The sequence below is a fragment of the Thauera sp. SDU_THAU2 genome (assembly GCF_038260575.1).
GTDB lineage: Bacteria > Pseudomonadota > Gammaproteobacteria > Burkholderiales > Rhodocyclaceae > Thauera.
In genome coordinates this window covers 3,226,746-3,251,121 of the sequence record NZ_JBBWUN010000003.1, presented here as the reverse complement: position 1 = coordinate 3,251,121, position 24,376 = coordinate 3,226,746, and the positions used below count along the sequence as shown (strand labels likewise).

Here is a 24,376-nt window from a genome sequence, read left to right as displayed (position 1 = left end):
AACCGATCATGAGCCAGACGCCCATCCGCCGCCTCGACGTGCGCGAGCCCGAATTCCTGTCCACGCTGGATGCCCTGCTGGCCTTCGAGGCCGAAGCCGACGAGCGCATCGACGGCGCGGTGACTGAGATCCTGCGTGCGGTGCGCACCACCGGCGATGCCGCGGTGGTCGAATACACCCGCCGCTTCGACGGCCTCGAGGTGGCTTCGATGGCGGCGCTGGAACTGCCGAAGGCCGAACTGCACGCCGCGCTCGACGGCCTGCCGTCGGCGCAGCGTGAGGCGCTGACCATCGCCGCCGACCGCGTGCGCATCTACCACGAGCGCCAGAAGGGCGAGTCCTGGGAGTTCGAAGAAGCCGACGGCACCCGCCTGGGGCAGAAGGTCACGCCGCTCGATCGCGTCGGCCTCTACGTGCCGGGTGGGCGGGCGTCCTATCCGAGCTCGGTGCTGATGAACGCGATCCCGGCCAAGGTCGCCGGCGTCGGCGAACTGATCATGGTGGTGCCGACGCCGCGCGGCGAGAAGAACCCGCTGGTGCTGGCGGCTGCAGCGATCACCGGCGTCGACCGGGTATTCACCATCGGCGGCGCACAGGCGGTGGCGGCACTGGCCTACGGGACGCAGACCATTCCGCAGGTGGACAAGATCGTCGGCCCCGGCAACGCCTACGTCGCCGAAGCCAAGCGCCGGGTGTTCGGCACCGTCGGCATCGACATGGTGGCGGGGCCGTCCGAAGTGCTGATCATCGCCGACGGTTCCGGCCACGCCGACTGGGTGGCGATGGACCTGTTCGCCCAGGCCGAGCACGACGAACTGGCGCAGTCCATCCTGCTGTGCACCGATGCGGGTTTCATCGATGCGGTGCACGAGGCGATCGACCGCCTGCTGCCGACGATGCCGCGGCGCGAGACCATCGCCAAGTCGCTGGCCAATCGCGGCGCGCTGATCCGCGTCGACAGCATCGAGCAGGCCTGCGCGCTGGCCAACCGCATCGCGCCCGAGCACCTGGAGCTGTCGCTGGAGGATGCCGAAGCCTGGATCGACCATATCCGCCATGCCGGCGCGATCTTCGTCGGCCACTGGGCGGTGGAGGCGCTGGGCGACTACTGCGCCGGGCCGAACCACGTGCTGCCGACGATGCGCAGCGCGCGTTTCTCGTCGCCGCTGGGCACCTACGATTTCCAGAAGCGCACCAGCATCGTCAACATTTCGCAGGCGGGTGCCCAGCACCTGGGCAAGGTCGCGTCCATCCTGGCACATGGCGAGGGCCTGCAGGCCCATGCACGCTCGGCGGAGATGCGCCTGAAGGCCTGACGGCTTTCCCTCTGAAGGCGTTTGTGACGCTAAGGGCATTCAGGGGGGCTTGCCGCTGACTGGCGATGCGCGGGGTGCTTCCTTGGCGATCGCGCGATATGACGACATCTCTTGTTACGAATGGGCTGAAACTGTACTCTCGCACACGAGACAGGTCGCCATCTCGTAGAAAGATGGCATCGGGAAATGGGGGCGCGCTCTAAGTACTGCGGGTCCGCGCCGGTTTCCGCAGCGAGAAATGGAGAGATGCGTGCCACGAGTGCCTCGTGTGATCGGTGCGCTGCCGGTGCGGCTCGTCATCGCCGGCATGATAGTGGCTGCCATGGCGCTCATCGCCGTGGCGCTGATCACGCTTGGCTGGTACGGTTCGCGGGCCATCCTGTTGGACATGGCTGCGGTGGTGGCGCGTGATACGAGTCAGATCGTCGCCGAACGTTCGCGTCGGATCGTCGAACCCGGTTCGATGTCGCTGCATACGCTGGCGTTTGATCCCATAACCGATGCAGTGAAACTCGAGGAACGGTTGGCGAGGCGCGGCGCCTTGGCAACCGAGCTGATCGCGAATCCGCTGGTGTCGGCGATCCACGTCGGTTATGAGAACGGCGATTTCCTGCTCATGCGGGCGCTGGACCGGCGCGACCTTCGCGAACGTTTCCAGGCGCCGCCCCAGGCCAACTACCTTGTGCAGGTGGTGGAGCGCGGCGACGATGGCGATCGGCACGGGCAGTACCTGTTCTACGATGCCCAGCATAAGCTGGTGATGCGCCGGCCCGTGCCCGATTACCGGTTCGATCCGCGCGAGCGGCCGTGGTACATCGGTGCAATGGACACGGTGGCCACCGTCACCTCCGGGCCCTACGTCTTCTTTTCCACCCGTCAGGTGGGCATCACGCTGTCGCGCCTGTCGCACTCGGGGAAGGCCATCGTGGCCGTGGACGTGACCCTGGAAGACCTGGGCGAGGCGCTGGGCAGCCTGCGCATGACGCCCAGCACTGCGCTGGCGCTGGTAGAGGTGGGCGGCGCGGTGATCGGCTACCGCGACATGCAGGCGCTGCTGGTGCGCAAGCCCGATTCGGACGACTTCACCGTACGCTCGCTGGATACCCTGGGAATCGACGCCCTCGCGCAATTGCGGCGCGCCGTCGATGGCGATGGTCGGGTCGTCTCCTATGAATCCGAAGGACGCGAGTGGTTCGGGGTGGCGCTGCCCTTCGACGGCATCGATGGCGTGGATATGCGGCTGCTGGTCGCTGCGCCCACCGATGAACTGCTGGGTGCGTTGGCGCTCAACCGCACGCGCATGATCCTGCTGTCGGTCGCGCTGATCGTGCTGTTCCTGCCCTTCGGCTGGCAGGTCGGCAGCGCCGTGGGGCGTGCGCTGGAGGGCATGGCGGCGCAGGCGCTGCGCATGTCGCGGTTCGATTTCCGCCGCCGCAAGGAACGTCCCGCTTCGGCGCTGTGCGAGGTGGAGGCGCTCGATGGCGTGATGGACAAGGTGGCGGGCTCGATGGAGTCGCTGCTCGCGATCAGCCGAGTGCTGGGGACCGAACCGCGCATCGAGACCATGCTTGCGCAGGTGCTGGAAAAATTCGTCCATGCCACGCGCTGCGAAGGTGGCGCGGTCTATCTGTTCGATCGCGAGCGCCGCGGCCTGGTCCGCGCCGCCGCGTTTGGCGAGCAAGGCGCACTGCGGGATTCGATGAGTGAGGAGGAGGGCGATGCGGCCCTTGCCGGCGTTCCGGACCATGGGCGCCGTCGCATCGCCTTCGCATTGCATGGCCGCCACAGCCAGCCGGCGGGGCTGCTCGTGCTGGCGCACGACGAGGACCTCGATCACGCCGCCCCCGAATTCCTGGCCTTCACCGATCGCCTGACGGGCATGCTGGCCGTGGCCATCGAGACGCGCCAGCTCATCGAGGCGCAGCGCAGGCTGTTCGAGTCCGTGACCCGCATCGTGGCCGATGCCATCGATGCCAAGAGCCCCTACACCAGCGGGCACTGCGAACGGGTGCCGCAACTGGCCACCCTGCTGGCCGACCGCATGGAAGCCGAGACCAGCGGGCCGTACGCGGACTTCCGTCTCGACGAGGACGAGCGCCAGGCCTTCCGTCTCGGGGCGTGGCTGCACGATTGCGGCAAGGTGACGAGTCCCGAGCACATCATGGACAAGGCCACCAAGCTGGAAGTCGTCCACAACCGCATCCATGAGGTCCGCATGCGCTTCGAAGCGCTCTGGCGCGATGCCGAGATCGACTGCCTGCAGGCCCGGCTGCGCGGCGAGGACGCCCACGTCGCAGAGGCCCGGCGTGATGCGCGCCACGCGCAGTTGGGCGAGGACTTTCGCTTCGTCGCCGCATGCAATATCGGCGGGGAATTCCTGTCCGACGAAGCCATCGAACGCCTGCATGCGATCGGGGCTCAGACCTGGCAGCGCCACTTCGACGACACGCTGGGCCTGGATGCGCAGGAAAGCCGCCGCCTGGCCGGCAGTCGTGCCGAGCCGCCCGCGCTGCCCGCCGTCGAGCGCCTGCTGGCCGATCGGCCGCAGCACGTCGTGCCCTGGGACGATGCGCGACGGCCCGCCGTGGAGCGCGACGATCCGCGCAATACATGGGGTTTCGACATGAAGCTGCCCGGGCACCGGCAGAACATGGGCGAGTTGCACAACCTGGCGATCCGGCGCGGCACGCTCACCGAAGAAGACCGCTTCGCCATCAACGACCATATCGTGCAGACTTTCATCATGCTCAAGCGCCTGCCTTGGCCGCCGCATCTCGAGCGGGTGCCCGACATCGCGGCCAACCACCACGAGCGCATGGACGGCAAGGGCTACCCCCGCCGCCTGTGCGGCGAGCAACTGGGTATCACCGAGCGGATCATGGCGCTGGTGGACGTGTTCGAGGCGCTGACGGCGGCCGATCGCCCCTACAAGCCGTCCAAGACCCTGTCCGAATCGCTGGGCATCATGGCCACCATGTGCAGGAACGGGCACCTGGACCCCGAGCTGTACCAGTACTTCGTGCACAGCCGCGTGTGGCTGGATTATGCGCGGGTCTTCATGCACTCCGCGCAGATCGACGATGTGGATGTCGAGGTGCTCGCACGTGCCGCGTGCCAGGAGGGATCGGCATGACGGCTTTCCCGCACCAGAACCGCAAGACAGGCGTGCGCGGCGCCGTACGGACAGACTTCTCATGCTGCTCGGGGCGCTTTGGCTGGCCTTGCTCATGGCCGTGGCAGTGCTTGTCGCGGTGTCCATCCATCCGCGGGACATCGTGGTGTCGATACAACCGGCATTCATCGGCAAGAGCGTGCTGGTGGTGGAAAGCCAGGGTCGTCGGACACCGTTCGACATGCATGCGCTGGAGGCCCTGCCACAGCGGACGTACACAGTGGTGACGCCCTGGTACTTGCGCAGCGTGTCGTTCCAGGGGCCGCTGCTGCGGGACGTGCTGGCCAGCGCCGGCGCCAGCGGCACCCGCATCGAGGCCATCGCGGTGAACGATTTCACGGCCGAAATCCCTTTCGATCACGCCGAGGCGCACGACATGATCGTCGCGCTGCGCATGGACGGCAAACCCATGTCGGCTCGCGACAAGGGGCCGCTGTTCCTGATCTATCCTTATGACCGTCTGCCAGTGGAAGAGCGCGAAGCATATTTCGGCCGATCGGTCTGGCAACTGGATGTGCTCAGAGTGAAGTGAGGGATCAGCCGCAGCCTGCAGCGCGAATTCCCCGCGCAGCGCCGGTGGGTCGAAGGCACTGCCGCTTCGTCGTCGTTTTCGGACGATCTTTCTTCCAGCTAGCTTGTGCTGTGGTCCGCCCGGGGCATCCCTTCCGGGGCTGCGGAACACGCCCCGCCAGGGGCCCCGGACGCTTCGGGCTGCCTGGGTGCGGATTTCGGGGCTGATGCCGCGCTCTCGTTTCCGGTGGCGGCTGACCCAATTCAGCTTCCGAGAATTTCCTTCAGCGCTTCGACCAGGACGGCGCACTGCTCGTCCGTTCCCACCGTGATGCGCAGGAACTGATCGATGCGCGGCGCCTTGAAATGGCGCACGATGATCGCGCGCTTGCGCAGTTCGGTGGCCAGTTCGGCGCCGTCGCGCTGCGGATGGCGGGCGAAGATGAAGTTCGCTGCCGAGGGCAGCACTTCGAAACCCAGGGCCTGCATCCGGCCGACCAGGGTTTCGCGGCTTGTCATCACCTTGCGGCAGCTTTCCCGGAAGAACGCCTCGTCCTCGACCGAAGCCACCGCGCCGGCCAGCGCCAGGCGGTCGAGCGGATAGGAGTTGAAGCTGTTCTTGACCCGTTCCAGCCCCTCGATCAGCTCGGCGTGGCCGGCGGCGAAGCCGATGCGCAGGCCGGCGAGCGAGCGGCTCTTGGAGAAGGTGTGCACGACCAGCAGGTTGGGGTACCTGTCGACCAGCGTGATCGCGCTGTCGCCGCCGAAGTCGATGTAGGCTTCATCGACCAGCACCACGGCGTCCGGGTTGCCGGCGACGATGCGCTCGACCTCGGCAAGGCTCAGCAGGCGGCCGGTGGGGGCGTTGGGATTGGGGAAGATGATCGCGCCGGGCTGCCCGCCGTTTTGCGGCAGGTAGTCGTCGACGCGGATCGAGAAATCGTCGGCCAGCGGCACCGCGCGATGCTCGATGCCGTACAGGCCGCAATACACCGGGTAGAAGCTGTAGGTGATGTCCGGAAACCACAGCGGCCGGTCGTGCTTCAGCAGGGCCATGAAGGCGTGCGCCAGCACTTCGTCCGAGCCGTTGCCGACGAAGATCTGCGACGGCTGAAGGCCGTGGCGGCGGGCCAGCGCAGCCTTCAGCGCATCGGCGTTCGGGTCCGGGTAGAGCCGCAGGCTGTCGTCGGTGGCGGCGCGGATCGCGGCCAGGGCCTTGGGCGAGGGGCCGTAGGGGTGTTCGTTGGTGTTGAGCTTGACCAGCTTGTCGAGCTTGGGCTGTTCGCCCGGAACGTAGGGGGTCAGGCCGTGGACGACGGCGCTCCAGAAGCGGCTCATGTTCTGTCTGCTGTGCGGGGTTCGAGGGCAGGGCGGAAACGTCTCGCGCCGTGGCTGTCCACGCCGTGAGCCGTGCTTGACTGGCAGCCCGATGAACGGTCATTCGAAGCGGCCATTTTGCCGGGCGATGTTATCATGGCCCGAACCTGCAACTCTTGAGCCTCACAGCAGCCATGCGGCAAGCCGAAGTCACTCGCAATACCCTCGAAACGAAGATCAGCGTGCGCATCGACCTCGATGGCACGGGCAAGGGACACAACTGGATACCGGCGTCCCCTTCTTCGATCACATGCTCGACCAGATCGTGCGCCACGGCCTGATCGACCTCGACATCCACTGTGAGGGCGATACCCACATCGACGACCACCACACGGTCGAGGACGTCGGCATCACGCTGGGGCAGGCCTTCGCCAAGGCCGTCGGCGACAAGAAGGGGCTGCGCCGCTACGGCCATGCCTACGTGCCGCTCGACGAGGCGCTGTCGCGCGTCGTGGTGGATTTCTCCGGCCGGCCCGGCCTGCATTATTTCGTCGATTACACCCGCGCCCGCATCGGCAACTTCGATGTCGACCTGGCGCGCGAATTCTTCCAGGGTTTCGTCAATCACGCCGGCGTCACGCTGCACATCGACAACCTGCGCGGCGACAATGCCCACCACCAGTGCGAGACCGTGTTCAAGGCCTTCGCCCGCGCGCTGCGCATGGCGGCCGAGGTCGACGAGCGCGCGGCAGGGACGATTCCTTCCACCAAGGGCGCGCTCTGAGCCAGAACCTTCCGCGGCCGTGCGCAACGGCCGCCATCCTGTACGAAAGCGAGTTCAGCCGATGACCACCGTGGCCATCATCGATTACGGCATGGGCAATCTGCGCTCGGTCGCCAAGGCGATCGAACACGTGGCGCCCGGCCACGAAGTCTTCGTCACCTCCGATCCTGCGTGTGTTGCCGCCGCCGAGCGGGTCGTCTTTCCGGGGCAGGGGGCGATGCCCGACTGCATGCGCGAACTGGACGGCCGCGGCCTGCGCCAAGCGGTGCTGGATGCGGCGGCGAGCAAGCCTTTCCTCGGGATCTGCATCGGCCAGCAGATGCTGTTCGAGCACAGCGCCGAAGGCGACGTGCCCGGCCTCGGCATCCTGCCGGGCGAAGTCACGCGCTTCCCCGAGTCCGCGATGCTGGCAGCGGACGGCAGCCGCCTGAAGGTGCCGCACATGGGCTGGAACGAAGTGTGGCAGCGCGGCCCGCATCCGATGTGGGACGGCATCCCGGACGGCGAGCGCTTCTATTTCGTGCACAGCTACTTCGTCGTGCCGGCCGATGCTGCGCTGACCGCGGCGGACACCGACTACGGGGTTCGCTTTACCAGTGCGGTAGCGCGGGCTAATATCTTCGCGGCCCAGTTCCACCCCGAGAAAAGTGCTGCGGCCGGCCTGCGCCTGCTGGCGAACTTCATCCGCTGGCAGCCCTGAGCACCGGCCCAGTCTGCCTCTTCCATAGTCCCATCCATTCCAGAACCGGTATGCTGCTCATTCCCGCCATCGACCTCAAGGACGGTCACTGTGTTCGCCTGAAGCAGGGCGAAATGGACGACGCCACGGTGTTTTCCGAAGATCCCGGTGCCATGGCGCGCCACTGGCTCGACGCCGGCGCCCGCCGCCTGCACCTGGTCGACCTCAACGGCGCCTTTGCCGGCAAGCCGAAGAACGGCGCCGCGATCCGCGCGATCACCGACGAAGTCGGCGAGGACATCCCGGTACAGCTCGGCGGCGGCATCCGCGACCTCGACACCATCGAGCATTACCTCGACAACGGCATCAGCTACGTCATCATCGGCACCGCGGCGGTGAAGAACCCCGGTTTCCTGCACGATGCCTGCGGCGCCTTCCCCGGCCACATCATCGTCGGCCTCGATGCCAAGGACGGCAAGGTGGCGGTGGACGGCTGGTCCAAGCTGACCGGGCACGACGTCGTCGATCTGGCGAAGAAGTTCGAGGACTACGGCGTCGAAGGCGTCATCTACACCGACATCGGCCGCGACGGCATGCTGTCCGGCGTCAATATCGAAGCCACCGTGCGGCTGGCGCAGGCGCTGCGCATTCCCGTCATCGCCAGCGGCGGCATCACCGACCTGCGCGACATCGACGCGCTGTGCGCGGTCGAGGACGAAGGCATCATGGGTGCGATCACCGGCCGTGCGATCTACGAAGGCACGCTCGACTTCGCCGCTGCCCAGGCCCGTGCCGACGAACTGCGCGGTACCACCGAATGATTTTCTCCGCCGAGTACCGCTGATGCTGGCCAAGCGCATCATCCCCTGTCTGGACGTGAGCGCCGGACGCGTGGTCAAGGGCGTCAATTTCGTCGAACTGCGCGATGCCGGCGATCCGGTCGAGGTCGCCCGCCGCTACGACGAGCAGGGCGCCGACGAACTGACTTTTCTGGACATCACCGCGAGTTCCGACGACCGCGACATCATCCTGCACGTCGTCGAGCACGTTGCCGAGCAGGTCTTCATCCCGCTGACCGTCGGTGGCGGCGTGCGCGCGGTCGAGGACGTGCGCCGCCTGCTCAATGCCGGTGCCGACAAGGTCAGCATGAACACCGCGGCGGTGAATAACCCGCAACTGGTGCACGACGCCTCGAGCAAGGTCGGCAGCCAGTGCATCGTGGTGGCGATCGACGCCAAGCAGACCGCGCCGGGCAAGTGGGAAGTCTTCACCCACGGCGGGCGGCGCAACACCGGGCTGGACGCCATCGAGTGGGCGCGCAGGATCGAAGCGCTGGGCGCGGGCGAGATCCTGCTGACCAGCATGGACCGCGACGGCACCAAGAGCGGCTTCGACCTGGCGCTGACGCGCGCGGTGTCGGACGCGGTGCGCATCCCGGTGATCGCCAGCGGCGGCGTCGGCACGCTCGATCACCTGGCCGACGGCGTCTCCGAAGGCCGCGCCGATGCGGTGCTGGCGGCGAGCATCTTCCATTTCGGCGAACACACGGTGCGCGAAGCCAAGGAGCTGATGCGCGCACGCGGAATCGAGGTGAGACTGTGAGCGCGAATGCGGCCTGGCTGGACGAGATCGAGTGGGACGACAACGGCCTGGTGCCGGTGATCGCGCAGGAAGCGTCCAGCGGCGACGTGCTGATGTTCGCCTGGATGAACCGCGACGCGCTGCAGCGCACGGCGGAAACCGGCGAAGCCATCTATTGGTCACGTTCGCGGCGCAAACTGTGGCACAAGGGCGAGGAGTCCGGCCATGTGCAGAAGGTGCTCGACATCCGCATCGACTGCGACAACGACGTCGTGCTGCTGAAGATCGAGCAGGTCGGCGGCATCGCCTGCCACACCGGACGCCACAGCTGCTTCTTCCAGAAATATTTTGCCGACGGCCGCTGGGAAGCCGTCGAACCGGTTTTGAAAGACCCGAAGGAGATCTACAAGTGATCGATATCGAAGTGCTGCGCCGTGTTTCCGATACCCTGGTCGCGCGCAAGAAGGCGGACCCCGACGCCTCCTACGTCTCCAGCCTGTACGCCAAGGGTACGGACGAGATCTGCAAGAAGGTCGCCGAGGAGGCCGCCGAGACCATCATGGCGGCCAAGGACCAGGACAGGCTGCACCTGGTGTGGGAAGTCACCGACCTGTGGTTTCACTCGCTGGTGCTGCTGGCCCACCACGGCCTGTCGGTCGAGGACGTGCTGGCCGAGTTCCGCCGCCGCGAAGGCGTGTCGGGCATCGACGAGAAGAAGTCGCGGACGGCGCAATGAGCGAGTGCATCTTCTGTCGCATCGCCCGCGGCGAGATTCCGTCGAAGAAGGTCTATGAGGACGAGCACGTCTTCGCCTTCCACGACATCAATCCCGCGGCGCCGGTGCATGTGCTGGTGATCCCCAAGGTCCACGTCGATTCGATGGCGCAGCTCGGTGAGGAACACGAGGCGGCGATGGGGCGTCTGATGGTTGCGGCGGGGCGCATTGCGCGCGAGCAGGGCTGCACCGACGGCTTCCGGGCCATCGTCAACACCGGAAGGGTGGGACTGCAGGAGGTGTATCATCTGCACCTTCATATTCTGGGTGGCCCCAATCCCCTGCCGCCCATGTTGAAGCATTGAGGAGAGCGGTATGGGTTCATTGAGCATCTGGCACTGGCTGATCGTGCTGGTCATCGTCCTGCTGGTGTTCGGGACGAAGAAGCTGCGCAACATCGGCTCCGACCTGGGTGGCGCGGTCAAGGGCTTCAAGGAAGGCATGAAGGAAGGCGATGCCGAAGCCGCCGCGCAGCAGAAGATCGCCGAAGGGCAGACGATCGAAGGCGAGGCGCGGGAAAAGGTCGACAAGTCCGCTTCCTGAGCCTTGCGTCTGGATGGAGGGGGCGCCCATCAGGGAGCGCCCCTTTGTTTTCGTGCGGCACATGCATGATGTGCCTCCATAGCGGCGAAACATGTTCGATTTCGGCTTTTCTGAACTCGTTGTGATCGGGGTGGTGCTCCTGATCGTGGTCGGCCCCGAGCGCCTGCCCAAGGTCGCGCGTACGGCCGGGCACCTGCTGGGACGGCTGCAGCGCTACGTGTCGGACGTCAAGTCCGACATCCAGCGCGAGATGCAGCTCGAGGAACTGAAGAAGCTGCAGGAGCAGGTCAAGCAGCAGGCGCAGGAGCTCGAGAGTTCGGTGCGCACCGGCGTCGCCGGCGTCGAGAACCAGATCGGCAGCACGGTCGATGAACTGCGCTCCACGCTGCCGGATGCGGCGGCCCTGAATCCTTCGACCGACTCTGCAACGGAAAAGCAGCTTGATCTCGGGCTCGATGCCAAACCGCAGGCCAGTACGGCGGACAAGACCCAGGCATGAGCACCCAACAAGAAACTTTCATCTCCCACCTGATCGAGCTGCGTGACCGCCTGATCCGCGCGCTGCTCGCGCTGGTGATCGTGTTCGTCTGCCTGATGCCGTGGGCGGGCGACATCTACGACATCCTCGCCAAGCCGATGATGGACACCTTGCCGGCGGGCACGAACATGATCGCCACCGGCGTGGTGACGCCGTTCTTCGTGCCGGTCAAGGTCACGATGATGGTCGCCTTCGTGCTGTGCCTGCCCTGGGTGCTGTACCAGGCCTGGGCCTTCATCGCGCCGGGGCTGTATGCGCACGAGAAGCGCCTGGCGCTGCCGCTGGTGGCCGGCAGCACGCTGCTGTTCATCGCCGGCATGGCCTTCTGCTATTTCTTCGTGTTCGGCATGGTGTTCAAGTTCATCGCCGAATTCGCCCCCAAGAGCATCGTGCCGGCGCCGGACATCGAGCAGTACCTGTCCTTCGTGATGTCGATGTTCCTCGCGTTCGGCATCACCTTCGAAGTGCCGGTGGTGGTGATCGTGCTGGCCAAGGCCGGCATCGTCAGCGTGGCGAAGCTGCGCGAGGCGCGCCCCTACGTCATCGTCGGTGCCTTCGTGGTTGCCGCCATCGTCACGCCGCCGGACGTCGTCTCGCAGCTGATGCTGGCGATTCCGATGTGCCTGCTCTACGAGCTGGGCATCATCCTCGCCAACTGGATGGCGAAACAGGCACCTGCCGCCGCCTCTGCGGAGGAGCGCTACGTGCCGCCGTCCATCGAGGACATGGACAAGGAACTGGATCGCATCGAAGCGGGCGAGGGCGCCGACAAGCGCTGAGTGCGCGGCCACCGATCAGGTGGTGCCGACACCGATTCGTCGCCGGGCAGCACGGAGATAGCGGAGCTTCCGCCGCGAACAAGCTTGTTCGCCGGCGCCCCGCTTACAGAAAGTTCAGCGATTGGCAGGAGTGGGGCGGCGGCCGACCGCCACTTCCAGCTCCACTTCCTTGTCGCCGCGCAGAACGCGGAAGCTGGCGGTGTGCCCGGGCGGCAATGCGGCGATCATGTCGAGCATCGCACGCGGATCGCGGACGCTGGTGCCATCGACCGCGATCAGCACGTCGCCCGGCCGGATGCCGGCGCGGTCGGCCGGGCTGGCGCGCAGCACGCCGGCGATCAGCGCGCCCTGCGTGCCGCGCAGGCCGAAGGATTCCGCCAGTTCGGGGGTGATGTCCTGGATCTCGACGCCGACCCAGCCGCGCGTGACCTCGCCGGTGGCGACGATCTGTTCGAGCACGTTGCGGGCGATGGAGACCGGGATGGCGAAGCCGATGCCGAGCGAGCCGCCGGAGCGCGAGTAGATCGCGGTGTTGATGCCCACCAGGTTGCCGGCGCTGTCGACCAGCGCGCCGCCCGAGTTGCCGGGGTTGATCGCGGCATCGGTCTGGATGTAGTTCTCGAAGGTGTTGATGCCCAGCTGGCTGCGTCCCAGCGCGGAGACGATGCCCATCGTCACGGTCTGGCCGACGCCGAAGGGATTGCCGATCGCCAGCACGACATCGCCCACGCTCAGGGCCTCGCCGCTGGCCAGGGTGATGACCGGCAACTGGTCGTCGGTGTCGATCTTCAGCACCGCCAGATCCGTCTCGGGGTCGCGTCCGATCTGGCGTGCGCTGAACTTGCGTCCGTCGTTGAGCGCGATCTCGATCTGATCCGCGGTCTCGATGACGTGGTTGTTGGTGACGATGTAGCCGTCGGGGCTGACGATCACGCCCGAACCCAGGCCAGAGGGGCGCTGGCTGGGGCCGCTGTTCGGGCGTTCGCCGAAGAAGTGGCGGAACATCGGGTCGTCGAACAGCGGATGGCGGGTGCCGGCGCCGGCCTTGCTGGTGAAGATATGGACGACCGCGGGCATCGAGCGCTGTGCGGCGGTGGCGTAGGAGCCGGACGCCGGTGCGCGCGCGCCGCTGTCGGCTGGCGCCTCCAGGATGGCGACGACCGAAGCGGGCGCGCTGTCGCGCAGCCACTCGGGCTTGAGTGTGCTGAGGACGAACAGGCCGGCGACGCTGATGGTCACGGCCTGGGCGAAGATGAGCCACAGACGGCGCATAATGTGATGGGTTCGAAAGAAGGTGGAGCCTGGCGGGCGGGTGCCCGGCCAGGCCGGAACGACAGGAGGCCGCCATGCAACTCGGTGAGCTCACGGCGCGTCTGGACGCACTGCTCGACGCTCCGCGCTTCAAGGATTATTGCCCAAACGGTCTGCAAGTGGAAGGACGCGCCGACGTGGCGCGGGTGCTGTGTGGAGTGACCGCCAGCCAGGCGCTCGTCGATCTCGCAGTGTCCGGCGGTTATGACGCCGTGTTCGTCCATCACGGCTATTTCTGGAAGGGCGAGGACGGGCGCATCACCGGCATCCGCCGGCAACGGCTGAAGAGCCTGCTGGCGAACGACATCAGCCTGCTCGCCTACCATCTGCCGCTGGATGCCCATGCCGAGCACGGCAACAACGCCCAGCTCGGCAAGCTGATGGATTGGGCGCCGGAAGGGCGTTTCGCCGATCAGGATCTCGGCTGGTTCGGCCGTCCGGCCAGGCCGGGCGAGCCAGCCGGGCAGATCGCCTGTGCGCTGGCCGAGCGGCTGCAGCGCGAGCCGCTGCTGGTGGGAGATGCGTCGCGGCCGGTGCGGCGGGTGGCGTGGTGCACCGGCGGCGCCCAGGGCTACTTCGAGCAGGCGATCGCGGCAGGCGCGGACCTCTTCGTCTCCGGCGAGATTTCCGAACAGACGGTGCATCTGGCGCGCGAGACAGGCATCCCGTACATCGCCGCCGGCCATCATGCGACCGAGCGCTACGGCGCGAAGTCGATCGCGGCCTGGCTCGCGGGTGAACTCGGGCTGGCGGCGGATTTCGTCGATCTGCCCAATCCGGTCTGAGTCTTCCCTTTGCGATTGGTTAGAATCCGTCTCTCCATACGCCCGCGTACGCAAACAGAAGATGCCACTGCCTGACAGCACCGCGCCCCGCCGGCGCGTCCACACCCGCCGCATCGAGCTCGAAGGCTTTCTCCGCGAGGACGGCCTGTACGAGCTCGACGCTTCGCTGACCGACGTCAAGGACGTCGATTATCCGATTGCCTCCGGCCTTCGCCCGGCAGGCGTGCCGGTCCACCTGATGCGGCTGAGGATCACCTTCGATGCGGCCTTCAACATCCGTGATGCGGTGGCCTGTTCGGACGGCGTGCCCTATCCCGGCTACTGCGACACCATCGGGCCGGCGTACCGGCAGTTGATCGGGCTGAATCTGGTGCGCGGCTTCCGCCGCACCATCGGCGAGATGTTCGCCGATGTCCGCGGCTGTTCGCACATGACGGAAATGCTCAACTCGCTGCCGACGGCGGCGATCCAGACGATCGCCACCTTCATGCGGGACAACGAGGACACCGGCGAGAAGCCCTTCCAGCTCGATCGCTGCCATGCCCTGGATACGTCGGCGGAAGCCGTGCGCCGCTACTATCCCAAGTGGTACCGGAAGCCCGGCGCGGCCGGCTGATCCGCACCCGCAGTGCACTGCGCAAAACTGGTTATAATTACGGAGTCTTGCGGCAGGCGAGCGCTCGCGCGTGCATGTCACGAGGCTGGGCCGGCTCCGCTGGCCGAAGGCGGCGGGTGGCGGTCGAGGGAGACGACGCCTGCCGTGGAGCGGGACGCTCCGAAGCATGCCATCAACCTGTTTGCGACGGGCCTGCCGTCGTGACTTCGAACGAAGGGCAACCATGAAGATTCATGAGTATCAGGCAAAAGAAGTTCTAAGAAAGTTCGGCGTCGTGACGCCCCGTGGCATCCATTGCACCAGCGTAGAGGGCGCGGTGAAGGCTGCCGAAGAGCTCGGCGGCAATTTCTGGGTGGTCAAGGCCCAGATCCACGCCGGCGGCCGCGGCAAGGGCGGCGGCGTCAAGCTCGCCAAGTCGCTCGACGATGTCCGCAAGTACGCAGGCGAAATTCTCGGCATGCAGCTGATCACCCACCAGACCGGCCCCGAAGGCCAGAAGGTGCGCAACCTGCTGATCGAGGAAGGCGCCGACATCCAGCACGAGTACTACGTTGCCGCGCTGACCGACCGTGCCACCCAGAAGGTCGCCATGATGGCTTCGTCCGAAGGCGGCATGGACATCGAGGAAGTCGCGCACAATACCCCCGAGAAGATCATCAAGGTCTTCGTCGATCCCGCCGTCGGCCTGACCGACGAGCAGGCCACCGAACTGGCCAAGGGCATCGGCATGCCGGCCAACTCGATGGCCCAGGCGGTCGATACGCTGAAGAAGCTCTACACCTGCTACATGGAAACCGATGCCTCGCTGGCGGAGATCAACCCGCTGATCCACGAGAGCAACGGCACCGTGAAGGCCCTCGACGCCAAGTTCAACTTCGATTCCAACGCGCTCTACCGCCATCCCGAGATCGTCGCCTACCGCGACCTCGACGAAGAGGATGCCGACGAGATCGAGGCTTCCAAGTTCGATCTGGCCTACATCAGCCTCGACGGCAACATCGGTTGCCTGGTGAACGGCGCCGGCCTGGCGATGGCCACGATGGACACGATCAAGCTGTTCGGCGCCGAGCCGGCCAACTTCCTCGACGTCGGCGGCGGCGCCACCACCGAGAAGGTCACCGAAGCCTTCAAGATCATGCTCAAGAACCCCAAGGTCAAGGGCATCCTGGTCAACATCTTCGGCGGCATCATGCGCTGCGACACCATCGCCACCGGCGTCGTCGCCGCGGCCAAGGAAGTGCATCTCTCCGTCCCGCTGGTGGTGCGCATGAAGGGCACCAACGAAGATCTCGGCAAGAAGATCCTCGCCGAGTCGGGCCTGCCGATCATCACCGCCGACACCATGGCGGAAGCCGCGACCAAGATCGTCGCTGCGGTCAAGTAAGGAGCGTTGCGAATGTCCATCCTGATCAACAAAGACACCAAGATCATCACCCAGGGGATCACCGGCAAGACCGGCCAGTTCCACACCGAGAAGTGCATCGAGTACGCCAACGGCAAGAACTGCTTCGTCGCCGGCGTGAACCCGAAGAAGGCCGGCGAGAAGATCTTCGACGTGCCCATCTACGCTTCGGTCAAGGAAGCTGCGGCCGACACCGGCGCCACCGTGTCGGTCATCTACGTGCCGCCGGCAGGTGCCGCCGACGCCATCTGGGAAGCCTGCGAAGCCGACCTCGACCTGGCGATCTGCATCACCGAAGGCATCCCGGTGCGCGACATGCTGGTGGTGCGCAACAAGATGAAGGCCAAGGTTGCCGCCGGCGGCAAGGAAACCCTGCTGCTCGGCCCCAACTGCCCCGGCCTGATCACGCCGGACGAAGTCAAGATCGGCATCATGCCCGGCCACATCCACCGCAAGGGCCGCATCGGCGTGGTGTCGCGCTCCGGCACGCTGACTTATGAAGCCGTGGCGCAGCTGACCGAAATCGGCCTGGGCCAGTCCTCGGCGGTCGGTATCGGCGGCGACCCGATCAACGGCCTCAAGCACATCGACGTGATGCGCATGTTCAACGACGATCCGGACACCGACGCGGTGATCATGATCGGCGAGATCGGCGGTCCCGACGAAGCCGAAGCCGCGCAGTGGTGCAAGGCCAACATGAAGAAGCCGATCGTCGGCTTCATCGCCGGCGTCACCGCGCCGGCCGGCAAGCGCATGGGCCACGCCGGCGCGCTGATCTCGGGCGGTGCCGACACCGCCGATGCCAAGCTCGCCATCATGGAAGAGTGCGGCTTCAAGGTCACGCGCGATCCGTCGGAAATGGGCAAGCTGCTGAAGGCGATGCTCTGACCGCCTGATCCGTCCGACCCCGAAAACGCCGGCCTGTCCGGCGTTTTTTTTGCTTTAGAATGTCTCCGGACGGCCGGCGGAATTGCGGGCCACGAACATCAGAGCGGGTACAGGCAATGCCGAAGTTGATCCTCAGCATGGACGGACTCGTCCTCAAGGAGATCGAGCTCGACAGGGAGCGGATTTCGATCGGGCGCAAGCCGGACAATGACATCCAGATCGACAATCTGGCAATCAGCGGTCACCACGCGGTGATCACCTGCATCCTCAACGACGCCTTTCTCGAGGACCAGAACAGCACCAACGGCACCTACGTCAATGGCCAGCCGGTGAAGAAGCACGTGCTGCACCACAACGACGTCGTCGAGCTCGGCAAGTACCGGATCAAGTATCTCGTCAGCGCGCCGCCGGCCGGACAGGCGGCTGCCGAAATGATCGATACCGCTGCGCTGAAGGCCTTCGAACTGCCGCCGGCCGACGCCGCTGCCGAGCCCAGGCCCGGTCCCAGCGAAACGCAGATCGTCGCCGCCGGCGCCCTCGAGCGTGCGGAAAAGGCCGCTGCCGCCGGTGCCGGCCGCGTCGGCGTGATCCAGGTGCTGAGCGGCGCCAACAGCGGGCGCGAACTGGAGCTGACCAAATCCCTGACCACGCTGGGGAAGCCGGGCAGGCAGGTGGCGGTCATCACCCGCCGTCCGCACGGCTACTTCATCACCCATGTCGAAGGCGCCTCCTTTCCCAAGGTCAATGGCAAGTCGATCGATGCCCAGGCGCATCCGCTCAAGGATCACGACATCATCGATCTGGCCGGCGTGAAGATGGAATTCTTCCTGCGTTCCTGAGCCCGGCAGGCGGCCGGGAGGCGTGATTTTTTGCCTATCGATGCCCCTGGTGGAGGATAAGGTTCCCTCCGACGACACAACTGGGAATCGTAACGGCATGCGCCCTGGGCGGCGCGCCGCGATCGGGCATGAAACTGACGGTGCTGGGATGCAGTGGCGGTATTGGCGGGGCGCAATCGCGCACCACCGCGCTGCTCGTGGACGATGACATTCTCATCGATTGCGGCACCGGCGTGGGGGATCTGTCGTTCGAGGCCTTGTGCAGGATCGATCATGTCTTCATCACCCACGCCCACCTCGACCACATCGCCTCGCTGCCGCTGCTGATCGACTCCGTCGGCGAACTGCGGACCACGCCGCTGATCGTGCATGCGCTGCCGGAGACCATCCGCATCCTGCGCTCGCACATCTTCAACTGGCTGGTGTGGCCGGATTTCTCGGCGATACCGGACAGGAATCACCCCTTCATGCGCTTCCAGCCCCTGAAGGTGGGGGAAACCACCCGGCTCGGCGCACGCGCCGTCACCGCCTTGCCGGCCCAGCATACCGTGCCGATGGCTGCCTTCTGCCTCGACAGCGGCGAAGGGCAACTGGTGTTCTCGGGCGATACCGCCTACTGCCCCGAACTCATTGCCGCCATCAACGCCCAGCCGGCGCTGCGCCACCTGATCATCGAGACCGCCTTCGCCGACGAGCAGCAGGGGCTTGCGCTCGCTTCGCGCCACCTCTGCCCGAGCATGCTGCTCGAAGTGCTGGCGGAGCTGACCGGGCAGCCGGAAGTGCATGTCACCCACCTCAAGCCGGGCGTGGACGATCGCATCATGGCCCAGATCGAAGCGGGCGATGCAGCGCTCAAACCCCGCCGTCTGCTGCAGGGCCAGGTGCTGAACTTCTGAGAGCTGCGGCTGGCGGTTAGAATCCCGGTTTGAAAGCCTTCCCGGAGATTCCCATGTACCGCATCGCCCCCAGTCTGTTGTCCGCGGATTTCGCCTGCCTCGGCGACGAAGTCCGCAAGGTCCTTGCATCGGGCGCCGACTGGATCCACTTCGATGTGATGGACAACCACTACGTGCCCAACCTGACCATCGGGCCGCTGGTCTGCGAAGCCATCCGCCCCCATACCAGCGCGCCGATCGACGTCCATCTGATGGTCAAGCCGGTCGACCGCATCATTCCCGACTTCGCCAAGGCCGGCGCCAACATCATCACCTTCCACCCCGAAGCGTCCGAGCACATCGACCGCAGCCTCGGCCTGATCCGCGATTCCGGCTGTCAGGCCGGCCTGGTGTTCAACCCGGCCACGCCGCTGCACCACATGGACCACGTCATGGACAAGCTCGACGTGGTGCTGCTGATGAGCGTCAACCCCGGCTTCGGCGGGCAGAAGTTCATCCCCGAGACGCTCAACAAGCTGCGTGCCGCGCGCGACAGGATCGACGCCTACGCGGCACGCAGCGGGCGGCGCATCCTGCTCGAGATCGACGGCGGCGTGAAGACCGACAACATCGCCGAAATCGCCCGTGCTGGCGCCGACACCTTCGTCGCCGGTTCGGCCGTGTTCGGCGCCGGCAGGGACGAGGACCCCAACCGCTACGACTCGATCATCGGCGCGCTGCGCGGCGAACTGGCCAGGGTGGCGGCATGAGCGGGGCGGCGCGCTTTTCGCCGCGGGCGGTGCTGTTCGACCTCGACGGCACCTTGCTCGACACCATCGGCGATCTGGCCGATGCCGCCAACCTGATGCTGGCCGAGCTGGGCCGGCCGCAGCGCCCCCAGGACGAGATCCACCGCTTCGTCGGCAAGGGCATCCCGAACCTGGTGCGGCGCTGCATGACCGAAGGCACGACTGCGGGCGAGACCGAGATCGACGCCGCCGTCGACGTCTTCCGCCGCCACTACGCGGTGGTCAACGGCAGGCGCGCCAGCATCTATCACGGCATCGAAGAGGTGCTGCGAACGCTCGACGCCCGCGCCATCCCGCTCGCCGTGGTGACCAACAAGGCCGAAGCGTTTACGCTGCCGCTGCTCGAACGCATGGGCATCGCCGGCTATTTCGGCACCGTGGTCAGCGGCGACACGCTGCCGGTCAAGAAACCCGATCCGGCCATGGTACGGCTGGCCTGCGAGCGCCTCGGCGTCGCCCCGGCCGAAGCCCTGATGATCGGCGACTCCGCCAACGATGCGCTGTCGGCGCAGGGCGCCGGCATGCCGGTGCTGCTCGTCAGCTACGGCTACAGCGAAGGCGTGCCGGTGGACACCATCGAATGCGATGGGCTACTATCGGACGCGCTTCAATTGCTGGATCGCATCGTTCCGGCACAGTAGCCGGCCCGGGCTTCCGATGGGCCGGTCCAGACGAGTTTCGCCAGGCACTCCACTTTTACTCGACATCGTGATGCTCGCACTCCGGGATCGCTTCCTCGCCGCTTCCGCAACCGTCCAGCAGGGCTGGCGCGGCGGCTGGCGTTGGCCTTTGGGCCACTGACGCGACCTCCCCCGCGGGGTGTCGGCTGCGCCTTGCGCACCACCCCGCCTGCTGCAGCACCTTCCGATCGAATCGACTTACGTGGAGCCCCCATGCTCGAACAGGAATTCAACGCCCTTGCCTCGCAGGGCTACAACCGCATCCCGGTCACGCTCGAGACCTTCGCCGACCTCGACACGCCGCTGTCCATCTACCTGAAGCTCGCCAACGAGCCCTACACCTACCTGCTCGAATCGGTGCAGGGCGGCGAGCGCTTCGGCCGCTATTCCTTCATCGGCCTGTCCTCGCCGACCCGCATCGAAGTCTATGGCCGTTCCGCGCTGCTGCTCACCGGCAACCGCCTGGTCGAGCGCCGCGACTACGGCGACCCGCTGAACTTCGTCGCCGAGTTCATGAACCGCATCAAGGTGCCGCCGCGCGAGCACCTGCCGCGCTTCGCCGGCGGCCTGGTCGGCTACTTCGGCTACGACACCGTGCGCTACATCGAGCCGAAGCTGGCGCAGACCGAGAAGACCGATACCATCGGCACACCCGACATCCTGCTGCTGCTGTCCGAGGAAGTCGCCATCGTCGACAACCTCAGCGGCAAGCTGACCCTGGTCGTCTATGCCGAACCGGAAGTGCCCGGCGCCTTCAAGCGCGCACAGAAGCGCCTGCGGGAACTGCTGGCGCGGCTGCGGGCGCCGGTGCGGATTCCCGAGGAATGCCGCGCCGAGCCGGCAGAGGCGGTGTCGAGCTTCGGCGAAGATGCCTTCAAGGACGCGGTGCGCCGCGCCAAGCAGTACATCGTCGACGGCGACGTCATGCAGGTCGTGCTGTCGCAGCGCATGAGCAAGCCCTACGCAGCCAGCCCGATGGCGCTGTACCGCGCGATCCGCTCGCTGAACCCGTCGCCCTACATGTTCTATTTCAACCTCGAGGACTTCCACGTCGTCGGCGCCTCGCCCGAGATCCTGACCCGGCTCGAGGACGAGGTCGTCACCGTGCGCCCGATCGCCGGCACGCGCAAGCGCGGCGCCACGGTGGCCGAGGACCTCGCGCTCGAGAAGGAACTGCTGGCCGACGCCAAGGAAATCGCCGAGCACGTGCAACTGCTCGACCTCGGCCGCAACGATGCCGGCCGGGTGTCGCAGACCGGCACGGTCAAGGTCACCGAGCGCTTCAGCATCGAGCGCTACTCCCACGTGATGCACATCGTCTCCAACGTCGAAGGCCGGCTCAAGGACGGGCTCAATGCGCTCGCCGTGCTGCGTGCGACCTTCCCGGCAGGCACGGTGTCGGGGGCGCCCAAGGTGAGGGCGATGGAGATCATCGACGAGCTCGAACCGGTCAAGCGCGGCATCTACGCCGGCTCGGTCGGCTACCTCGGCTTCCATGGCGACATGGACCTCGCCATCGCGATCCGCACCGCGGTCGTCAAGGACGGCCAGATCCACGTCCAGGCGGGCGCCGGCATCGTCGCCGATTCCAATCCCGATTCCGAATGGGAGGAAACCCGGAACAAGGCGCGCGCGATGCTGCGCGCCGCCGAGATGGCCGAAGGCGGGCTGGACACCCAGGTGCAGTGAGGAGCGCGAAATGCTATTGATGATCGACAACTACGACAGCTTCACCTACAACCTGGTGCAGTACTTCGGTGAGTTGGGGGCCCGGGTCGAGGTCTACCGCAACGACGAGGTCACTCTCGACCAGATCGCGGCGATGAAGCCCGATCAGCTCGTGATCTCGCCCGGACCGTGTTCGCCGGCCGAAGCCGGCATCTCGGTGCCGGCGATCAAGGCCTTCGCCGGCAAGCTGCCCATCCTCGGCGTCTGCCTCGGCCACCAGAGCATCGGCGCGGCTTTCGGCGGCCGCATCGTGCATGCCCGGCAGCTCATGCACGGCAAGACTTCGCCGGTGCGCCACCAGGGCGCCGGCGTGTTCCGCGGCCTGCCCGATCCGCTGGTGTGCACGCGTTATCACTCGCTCGCGATTGAACGCGACAGCCTACCCGATTGTCTGGAAGTGACCGCCTGGACCGAAGACGGTGAAATCATGGGCGTGCGCCACCGGACGCTGGACGTCGAAGGCGTGCAGTTCCATCCCGAATCGATCCTGACCGAGTGCGGCCACGAACTGCTGCGCAATTTCCTCGACCGCAGCGCGCCCGTGCCCGCTGCTGCCTGATGCCGAACGAGACGATGCCCGACATGATCACGCCCCAGCAAGCCCTGCAACGCACGATCGAACACCGCGAAATCTTCTTCGACGAAATGCTGTCGCTGATGCGCCAGATCATGGCCGGCGAGGTCTCGCCGGTCATGACCGCCGCCATCCTCACCGGCCTGCGGGTCAAGAAGGAGACCATCGGCGAGATCGCCGCCGCCGCCATCGTCATGCGCGAGATGTCGACCAAGGTCGAGGTCAAGCCGCCGCACGAGCACTTCCTCGACGTCGTCGGCACCGGCGGCGACGGCGCCAACACCTTCAACATTTCCACCACCACCATCTTCGTCGCCGCGGCGGCGGGCGCACGCGTCGCCAAGCACGGCGGGCGCGGCGTGTCGTCGAAGTCGGGTGCTGCCGACGTCATCGAAGCGCTCGGCGTCAATCTGGACCTGACGCCGGCCCAGGTCGCCGACTGCATCGAGGCCACCGGCATCGGCTTCATGTACGCGCCGGCCCACCACAGCGCGATGAAGAACGTCGCCCCGGTGCGGCGCGAGATGGGGGTGCGCACGCTGTTCAACATCCTCGGTCCGCTGACCAACCCGGCGAGCGCGCCCAACACCCTGATGGGCGTGTTCCACCCCGACCTGGTCGGCATCCAGGCGCGCGTCATGGAGCGCCTCGGCGCCAACCATGTGCTGGTCGTGCATGGCATGGACGGCATGGACGAAGTCAGCCTCGGCGGCGCGACCCTGGTCGGCGAGCTCAAGGACGGCAAGGTCAGCGAATACGAGATCCACCCCGAGGACTTCGACATCCCGATGGCCAGCAGCCGCAACCTGCGCGTCGCCGACGCCGACGAGTCGCGCCAGGTGCTGCTCGGCGTGCTCGACAACCGCCCCGGCCCGGCCCGCGACATCGTCGTCTTCAATGCCGGCGTGGCGCTGTACACCGCCAACATCGCCGATTCGATCGGTGCCGGCATCGCCCTTGCGCGCGAAACCATCGCCAGCGGCGCGGCGCGCGCCAGGCTGGACGACTTCGTGCGTTTCACCCAGCAATTCCGGAGCGCCTGATGAGCGACATCCTCAACAAGATCTGCGCGGTCAAGGTCGAAGAGGTCGCCGCCGCCCGCGCGCTCGAGCCGCTCGAAACCATCCGCGCCGAAGCCGGGGCCCAGCCCGCCGCACGCGATTTCGTCGGCGCCATCCGTGCCCGCCATGCCGCCGGACGGCCGGCGGTGATCGCCGAGATCAAGAAGGCCAGCCCGTCCAAGGGCGTGATCCGCGCCGACTTCCGTCCCGCCGACATCGCCCGCTCGTACGAGCAGGCCGGTGCCGCCTGCCTGTCGGTGCTGACCGACCGCGAGTTCTTCCAGGGCGCGCCCGAGTACCTGCAGGCCGCGCGCGCCGCCTGCGCGCTGCCGGCGCTGCGCAAGGATTTCCTCGTCGATGCCTGGCAGGTATATGAAGCCCGTGCGATGGGCGCCGACGCCATCCTGCTGATCGCCGCCTGCCTCGATCTGGCGCAGATGCGCGACATGGAAGCGATCGCCGGCGAACTCGGCATGGCGGTGCTGGTCGAGGTACACGATGCGGACGAACTGGAAAGCGCCCTGCAGTTGCGGACACCGCTGATCGGCATCAACAACCGCAACCTGCGTACTTTCGAAGTCTCGCTGCAGACCACGCTGGACCTGCTGCCGCGCATCGCCAGCGCAGGCGCCGGCCGCATCGTCGTCACCGAGTCGGGCATCCTGAAGCCCGAGGACGTCGCACTGATGTGCGGCAACGCGGTGCAGACCTTCCTCGTCGGCGAGGCCTTCATGCGCGTCGACGAGCCGGGCGAAGGCCTGCGCGACCTGTTCGGCTGAACCGCCTCATGCCGTCGCCTTCGCCGGCGATTCAT

The 24,376-nt window shown here is 66.4% G+C and carries 26 protein-coding genes and 1 pseudogene; 25 read left to right on the top strand and 2 right to left on the bottom strand.

Going from position 1 to position 24,376, the window contains the following annotated elements; translation table 11 throughout:
• Window positions 1-8: 8 nt before the first annotated feature.
• The 3 genes from hisD (at window position 9) to AAFL97_RS16910 (ending at window position 5,020) form a co-directional block, all read left to right on the top strand.
• Window positions 9-1,316 (top strand): histidinol dehydrogenase, encoded by a 1,308-nt coding sequence (gene hisD, locus AAFL97_RS16920; RefSeq protein ID WP_341645898.1) that lies wholly within the window; start codon window positions 9-11, stop codon window positions 1,314-1,316.
• A 250-nt stretch (window positions 1,317-1,566) separates the two neighbouring features.
• Entirely contained in the window at window positions 1,567-4,449 is a 2,883-nt protein-coding gene (locus AAFL97_RS16915; RefSeq protein WP_341645897.1) for an HD domain-containing phosphohydrolase, read from the top strand.
• A 61-nt stretch (window positions 4,450-4,510) separates the two neighbouring features.
• A complete protein-coding gene (locus AAFL97_RS16910; RefSeq protein WP_341645896.1) occupies window positions 4,511-5,020 on the top strand; it encodes a molybdopterin-dependent oxidoreductase in 510 nt (169 codons plus the stop codon).
• 242 nt (window positions 5,021-5,262) lie between these two features.
• Here AAFL97_RS16910 and hisC read toward each other — a convergent pair whose 3' ends face one another.
• Window positions 5,263-6,336, bottom strand: a complete 1,074-nt coding sequence (hisC, locus tag AAFL97_RS16905) for a histidinol-phosphate transaminase (protein ID WP_341645895.1) — start codon at window positions 6,334-6,336, stop codon at window positions 5,263-5,265.
• A gap of 173 nt (window positions 6,337-6,509) precedes the next feature.
• On the opposite strand from hisC, the pseudogene hisB reads away from it, so the two are divergent.
• The 10 genes and pseudogenes from hisB to tatC all read left to right on the top strand — a co-directional run bounded on the left by hisB (window position 6,510) and on the right by tatC (window position 11,994).
• Window positions 6,510-7,099 (top strand): annotated as a pseudogene (gene hisB / locus AAFL97_RS16900) (imidazoleglycerol-phosphate dehydratase HisB).
• Window positions 7,100-7,160: 61 nt separating this feature from the next.
• A complete protein-coding gene (gene hisH, locus AAFL97_RS16895) occupies window positions 7,161-7,799 on the top strand; it encodes an imidazole glycerol phosphate synthase subunit HisH (protein ID WP_341645894.1) in 639 nt (212 codons plus the stop codon).
• 50 nt (window positions 7,800-7,849) lie between these two features.
• The gene (gene hisA, locus AAFL97_RS16890; protein WP_263461634.1) at window positions 7,850-8,599 is read left to right on the top strand and encodes a 1-(5-phosphoribosyl)-5-[(5-phosphoribosylamino)methylideneamino]imidazole-4-carboxamide isomerase; all 750 of its coding nucleotides are present in this window, start codon (window positions 7,850-7,852) and stop codon (window positions 8,597-8,599) included.
• A gap of 22 nt (window positions 8,600-8,621) precedes the next feature.
• Window positions 8,622-9,380 carry an imidazole glycerol phosphate synthase subunit HisF gene (gene hisF, locus AAFL97_RS16885; protein ID WP_263461635.1) on the top strand — a complete coding sequence of 253 codons (759 nt, stop codon included), beginning with the start codon at window positions 8,622-8,624 and terminating at the stop codon, window positions 9,378-9,380.
• Window positions 9,377-9,772, top strand: a complete 396-nt coding sequence (gene hisI, locus AAFL97_RS16880; RefSeq protein ID WP_263461636.1) for a phosphoribosyl-AMP cyclohydrolase — start codon at window positions 9,377-9,379, stop codon at window positions 9,770-9,772. Before hisF ends, hisI begins: the two co-directional genes overlap by 4 nt.
• Window positions 9,769-10,095 (top strand): phosphoribosyl-ATP diphosphatase, encoded by a 327-nt coding sequence (locus tag AAFL97_RS16875; protein ID WP_068636971.1) that lies wholly within the window; start codon window positions 9,769-9,771, stop codon window positions 10,093-10,095. The genes hisI and AAFL97_RS16875 overlap by 4 nt, the downstream gene beginning before the upstream one ends.
• Window positions 10,092-10,439 carry a histidine triad nucleotide-binding protein gene (locus AAFL97_RS16870; RefSeq protein ID WP_341645893.1) on the top strand — a complete coding sequence of 116 codons (348 nt, stop codon included), beginning with the start codon at window positions 10,092-10,094 and terminating at the stop codon, window positions 10,437-10,439. Before AAFL97_RS16875 ends, AAFL97_RS16870 begins: the two co-directional genes overlap by 4 nt.
• A 10-nt stretch (window positions 10,440-10,449) precedes the next feature.
• Window positions 10,450-10,677, top strand: coding sequence for a Sec-independent protein translocase subunit TatA (gene tatA, locus AAFL97_RS16865; RefSeq protein ID WP_341645892.1), 228 nt, complete (start codon window positions 10,450-10,452; stop codon window positions 10,675-10,677).
• A gap of 91 nt (window positions 10,678-10,768) precedes the next feature.
• A complete protein-coding gene (gene tatB / locus AAFL97_RS16860) occupies window positions 10,769-11,176 on the top strand; it encodes a Sec-independent protein translocase protein TatB (RefSeq protein WP_341645891.1) in 408 nt (135 codons plus the stop codon).
• The gene (tatC, locus tag AAFL97_RS16855) at window positions 11,173-11,994 is read left to right on the top strand and encodes a twin-arginine translocase subunit TatC (RefSeq protein ID WP_341645890.1); all 822 of its coding nucleotides are present in this window, start codon (window positions 11,173-11,175) and stop codon (window positions 11,992-11,994) included. Before tatB ends, tatC begins: the two co-directional genes overlap by 4 nt.
• 114 nt (window positions 11,995-12,108) lie before the next feature.
• On the opposite strand, the gene AAFL97_RS16850 is transcribed toward tatC, so the two are convergent.
• Window positions 12,109-13,266 carry a Do family serine endopeptidase gene (locus AAFL97_RS16850; RefSeq protein ID WP_341645889.1) on the bottom strand — a complete coding sequence of 386 codons (1,158 nt, stop codon included), beginning with the start codon at window positions 13,264-13,266 and terminating at the stop codon, window positions 12,109-12,111.
• A 74-nt stretch (window positions 13,267-13,340) separates the two neighbouring features.
• Between AAFL97_RS16850 and AAFL97_RS16845 the strand changes: the two genes are divergently transcribed.
• The 12 genes from AAFL97_RS16845 (at window position 13,341) to trpC (ending at window position 24,341) form a co-directional block, all read left to right on the top strand.
• A complete protein-coding gene (locus tag AAFL97_RS16845; protein ID WP_341645888.1) occupies window positions 13,341-14,090 on the top strand; it encodes a Nif3-like dinuclear metal center hexameric protein in 750 nt (249 codons plus the stop codon).
• A gap of 61 nt (window positions 14,091-14,151) precedes the next feature.
• Complete coding sequence (locus AAFL97_RS16840; protein WP_341645887.1) at window positions 14,152-14,706, top strand: DUF2889 domain-containing protein; 555 nt, start codon at window positions 14,152-14,154, stop codon at window positions 14,704-14,706.
• A gap of 223 nt (window positions 14,707-14,929) precedes the next feature.
• Window positions 14,930-16,090 (top strand): ADP-forming succinate--CoA ligase subunit beta, encoded by a 1,161-nt coding sequence (gene sucC, locus AAFL97_RS16835; RefSeq protein WP_341645886.1) that lies wholly within the window; start codon window positions 14,930-14,932, stop codon window positions 16,088-16,090.
• Window positions 16,091-16,102: 12 nt separating this feature from the next.
• Window positions 16,103-16,996, top strand: coding sequence for a succinate--CoA ligase subunit alpha (gene sucD / locus AAFL97_RS16830; protein WP_341645885.1), 894 nt, complete (start codon window positions 16,103-16,105; stop codon window positions 16,994-16,996).
• A 116-nt stretch (window positions 16,997-17,112) separates the two neighbouring features.
• Window positions 17,113-17,835, top strand: a complete 723-nt coding sequence (locus AAFL97_RS16825; RefSeq protein ID WP_341645884.1) for an FHA domain-containing protein — start codon at window positions 17,113-17,115, stop codon at window positions 17,833-17,835.
• A gap of 128 nt (window positions 17,836-17,963) precedes the next feature.
• Window positions 17,964-18,731 carry a 3',5'-cyclic-nucleotide phosphodiesterase gene (locus AAFL97_RS16820; protein WP_341645883.1) on the top strand — a complete coding sequence of 256 codons (768 nt, stop codon included), beginning with the start codon at window positions 17,964-17,966 and terminating at the stop codon, window positions 18,729-18,731.
• A 53-nt stretch (window positions 18,732-18,784) separates the two neighbouring features.
• A complete protein-coding gene (gene rpe, locus AAFL97_RS16815; protein ID WP_341645882.1) occupies window positions 18,785-19,480 on the top strand; it encodes a ribulose-phosphate 3-epimerase in 696 nt (231 codons plus the stop codon).
• Window positions 19,477-20,160 (top strand): phosphoglycolate phosphatase, encoded by a 684-nt coding sequence (locus AAFL97_RS16810; RefSeq protein ID WP_341645881.1) that lies wholly within the window; start codon window positions 19,477-19,479, stop codon window positions 20,158-20,160. Before rpe ends, AAFL97_RS16810 begins: the two co-directional genes overlap by 4 nt.
• Window positions 20,161-20,412: 252 nt before the next feature.
• The gene (trpE, locus tag AAFL97_RS16805; RefSeq protein ID WP_341645880.1) at window positions 20,413-21,888 is read left to right on the top strand and encodes an anthranilate synthase component I; all 1,476 of its coding nucleotides are present in this window, start codon (window positions 20,413-20,415) and stop codon (window positions 21,886-21,888) included.
• A 10-nt stretch (window positions 21,889-21,898) separates the two neighbouring features.
• On the top strand, window positions 21,899-22,486 hold the full coding sequence (locus tag AAFL97_RS16800) for an aminodeoxychorismate/anthranilate synthase component II (RefSeq protein ID WP_341645879.1): 588 nt from the start codon (window positions 21,899-21,901) through the stop codon (window positions 22,484-22,486).
• Window positions 22,487-22,500: 14 nt separating this feature from the next.
• Window positions 22,501-23,544 carry an anthranilate phosphoribosyltransferase gene (trpD, locus tag AAFL97_RS16795; RefSeq protein ID WP_263461652.1) on the top strand — a complete coding sequence of 348 codons (1,044 nt, stop codon included), beginning with the start codon at window positions 22,501-22,503 and terminating at the stop codon, window positions 23,542-23,544.
• Window positions 23,544-24,341 (top strand): indole-3-glycerol phosphate synthase TrpC, encoded by a 798-nt coding sequence (trpC, locus tag AAFL97_RS16790; RefSeq protein ID WP_341645878.1) that lies wholly within the window; start codon window positions 23,544-23,546, stop codon window positions 24,339-24,341. The genes trpD and trpC overlap by 1 nt, the downstream gene beginning before the upstream one ends.
• The last annotated feature ends 35 nt before the right edge of the window (window positions 24,342-24,376 follow it).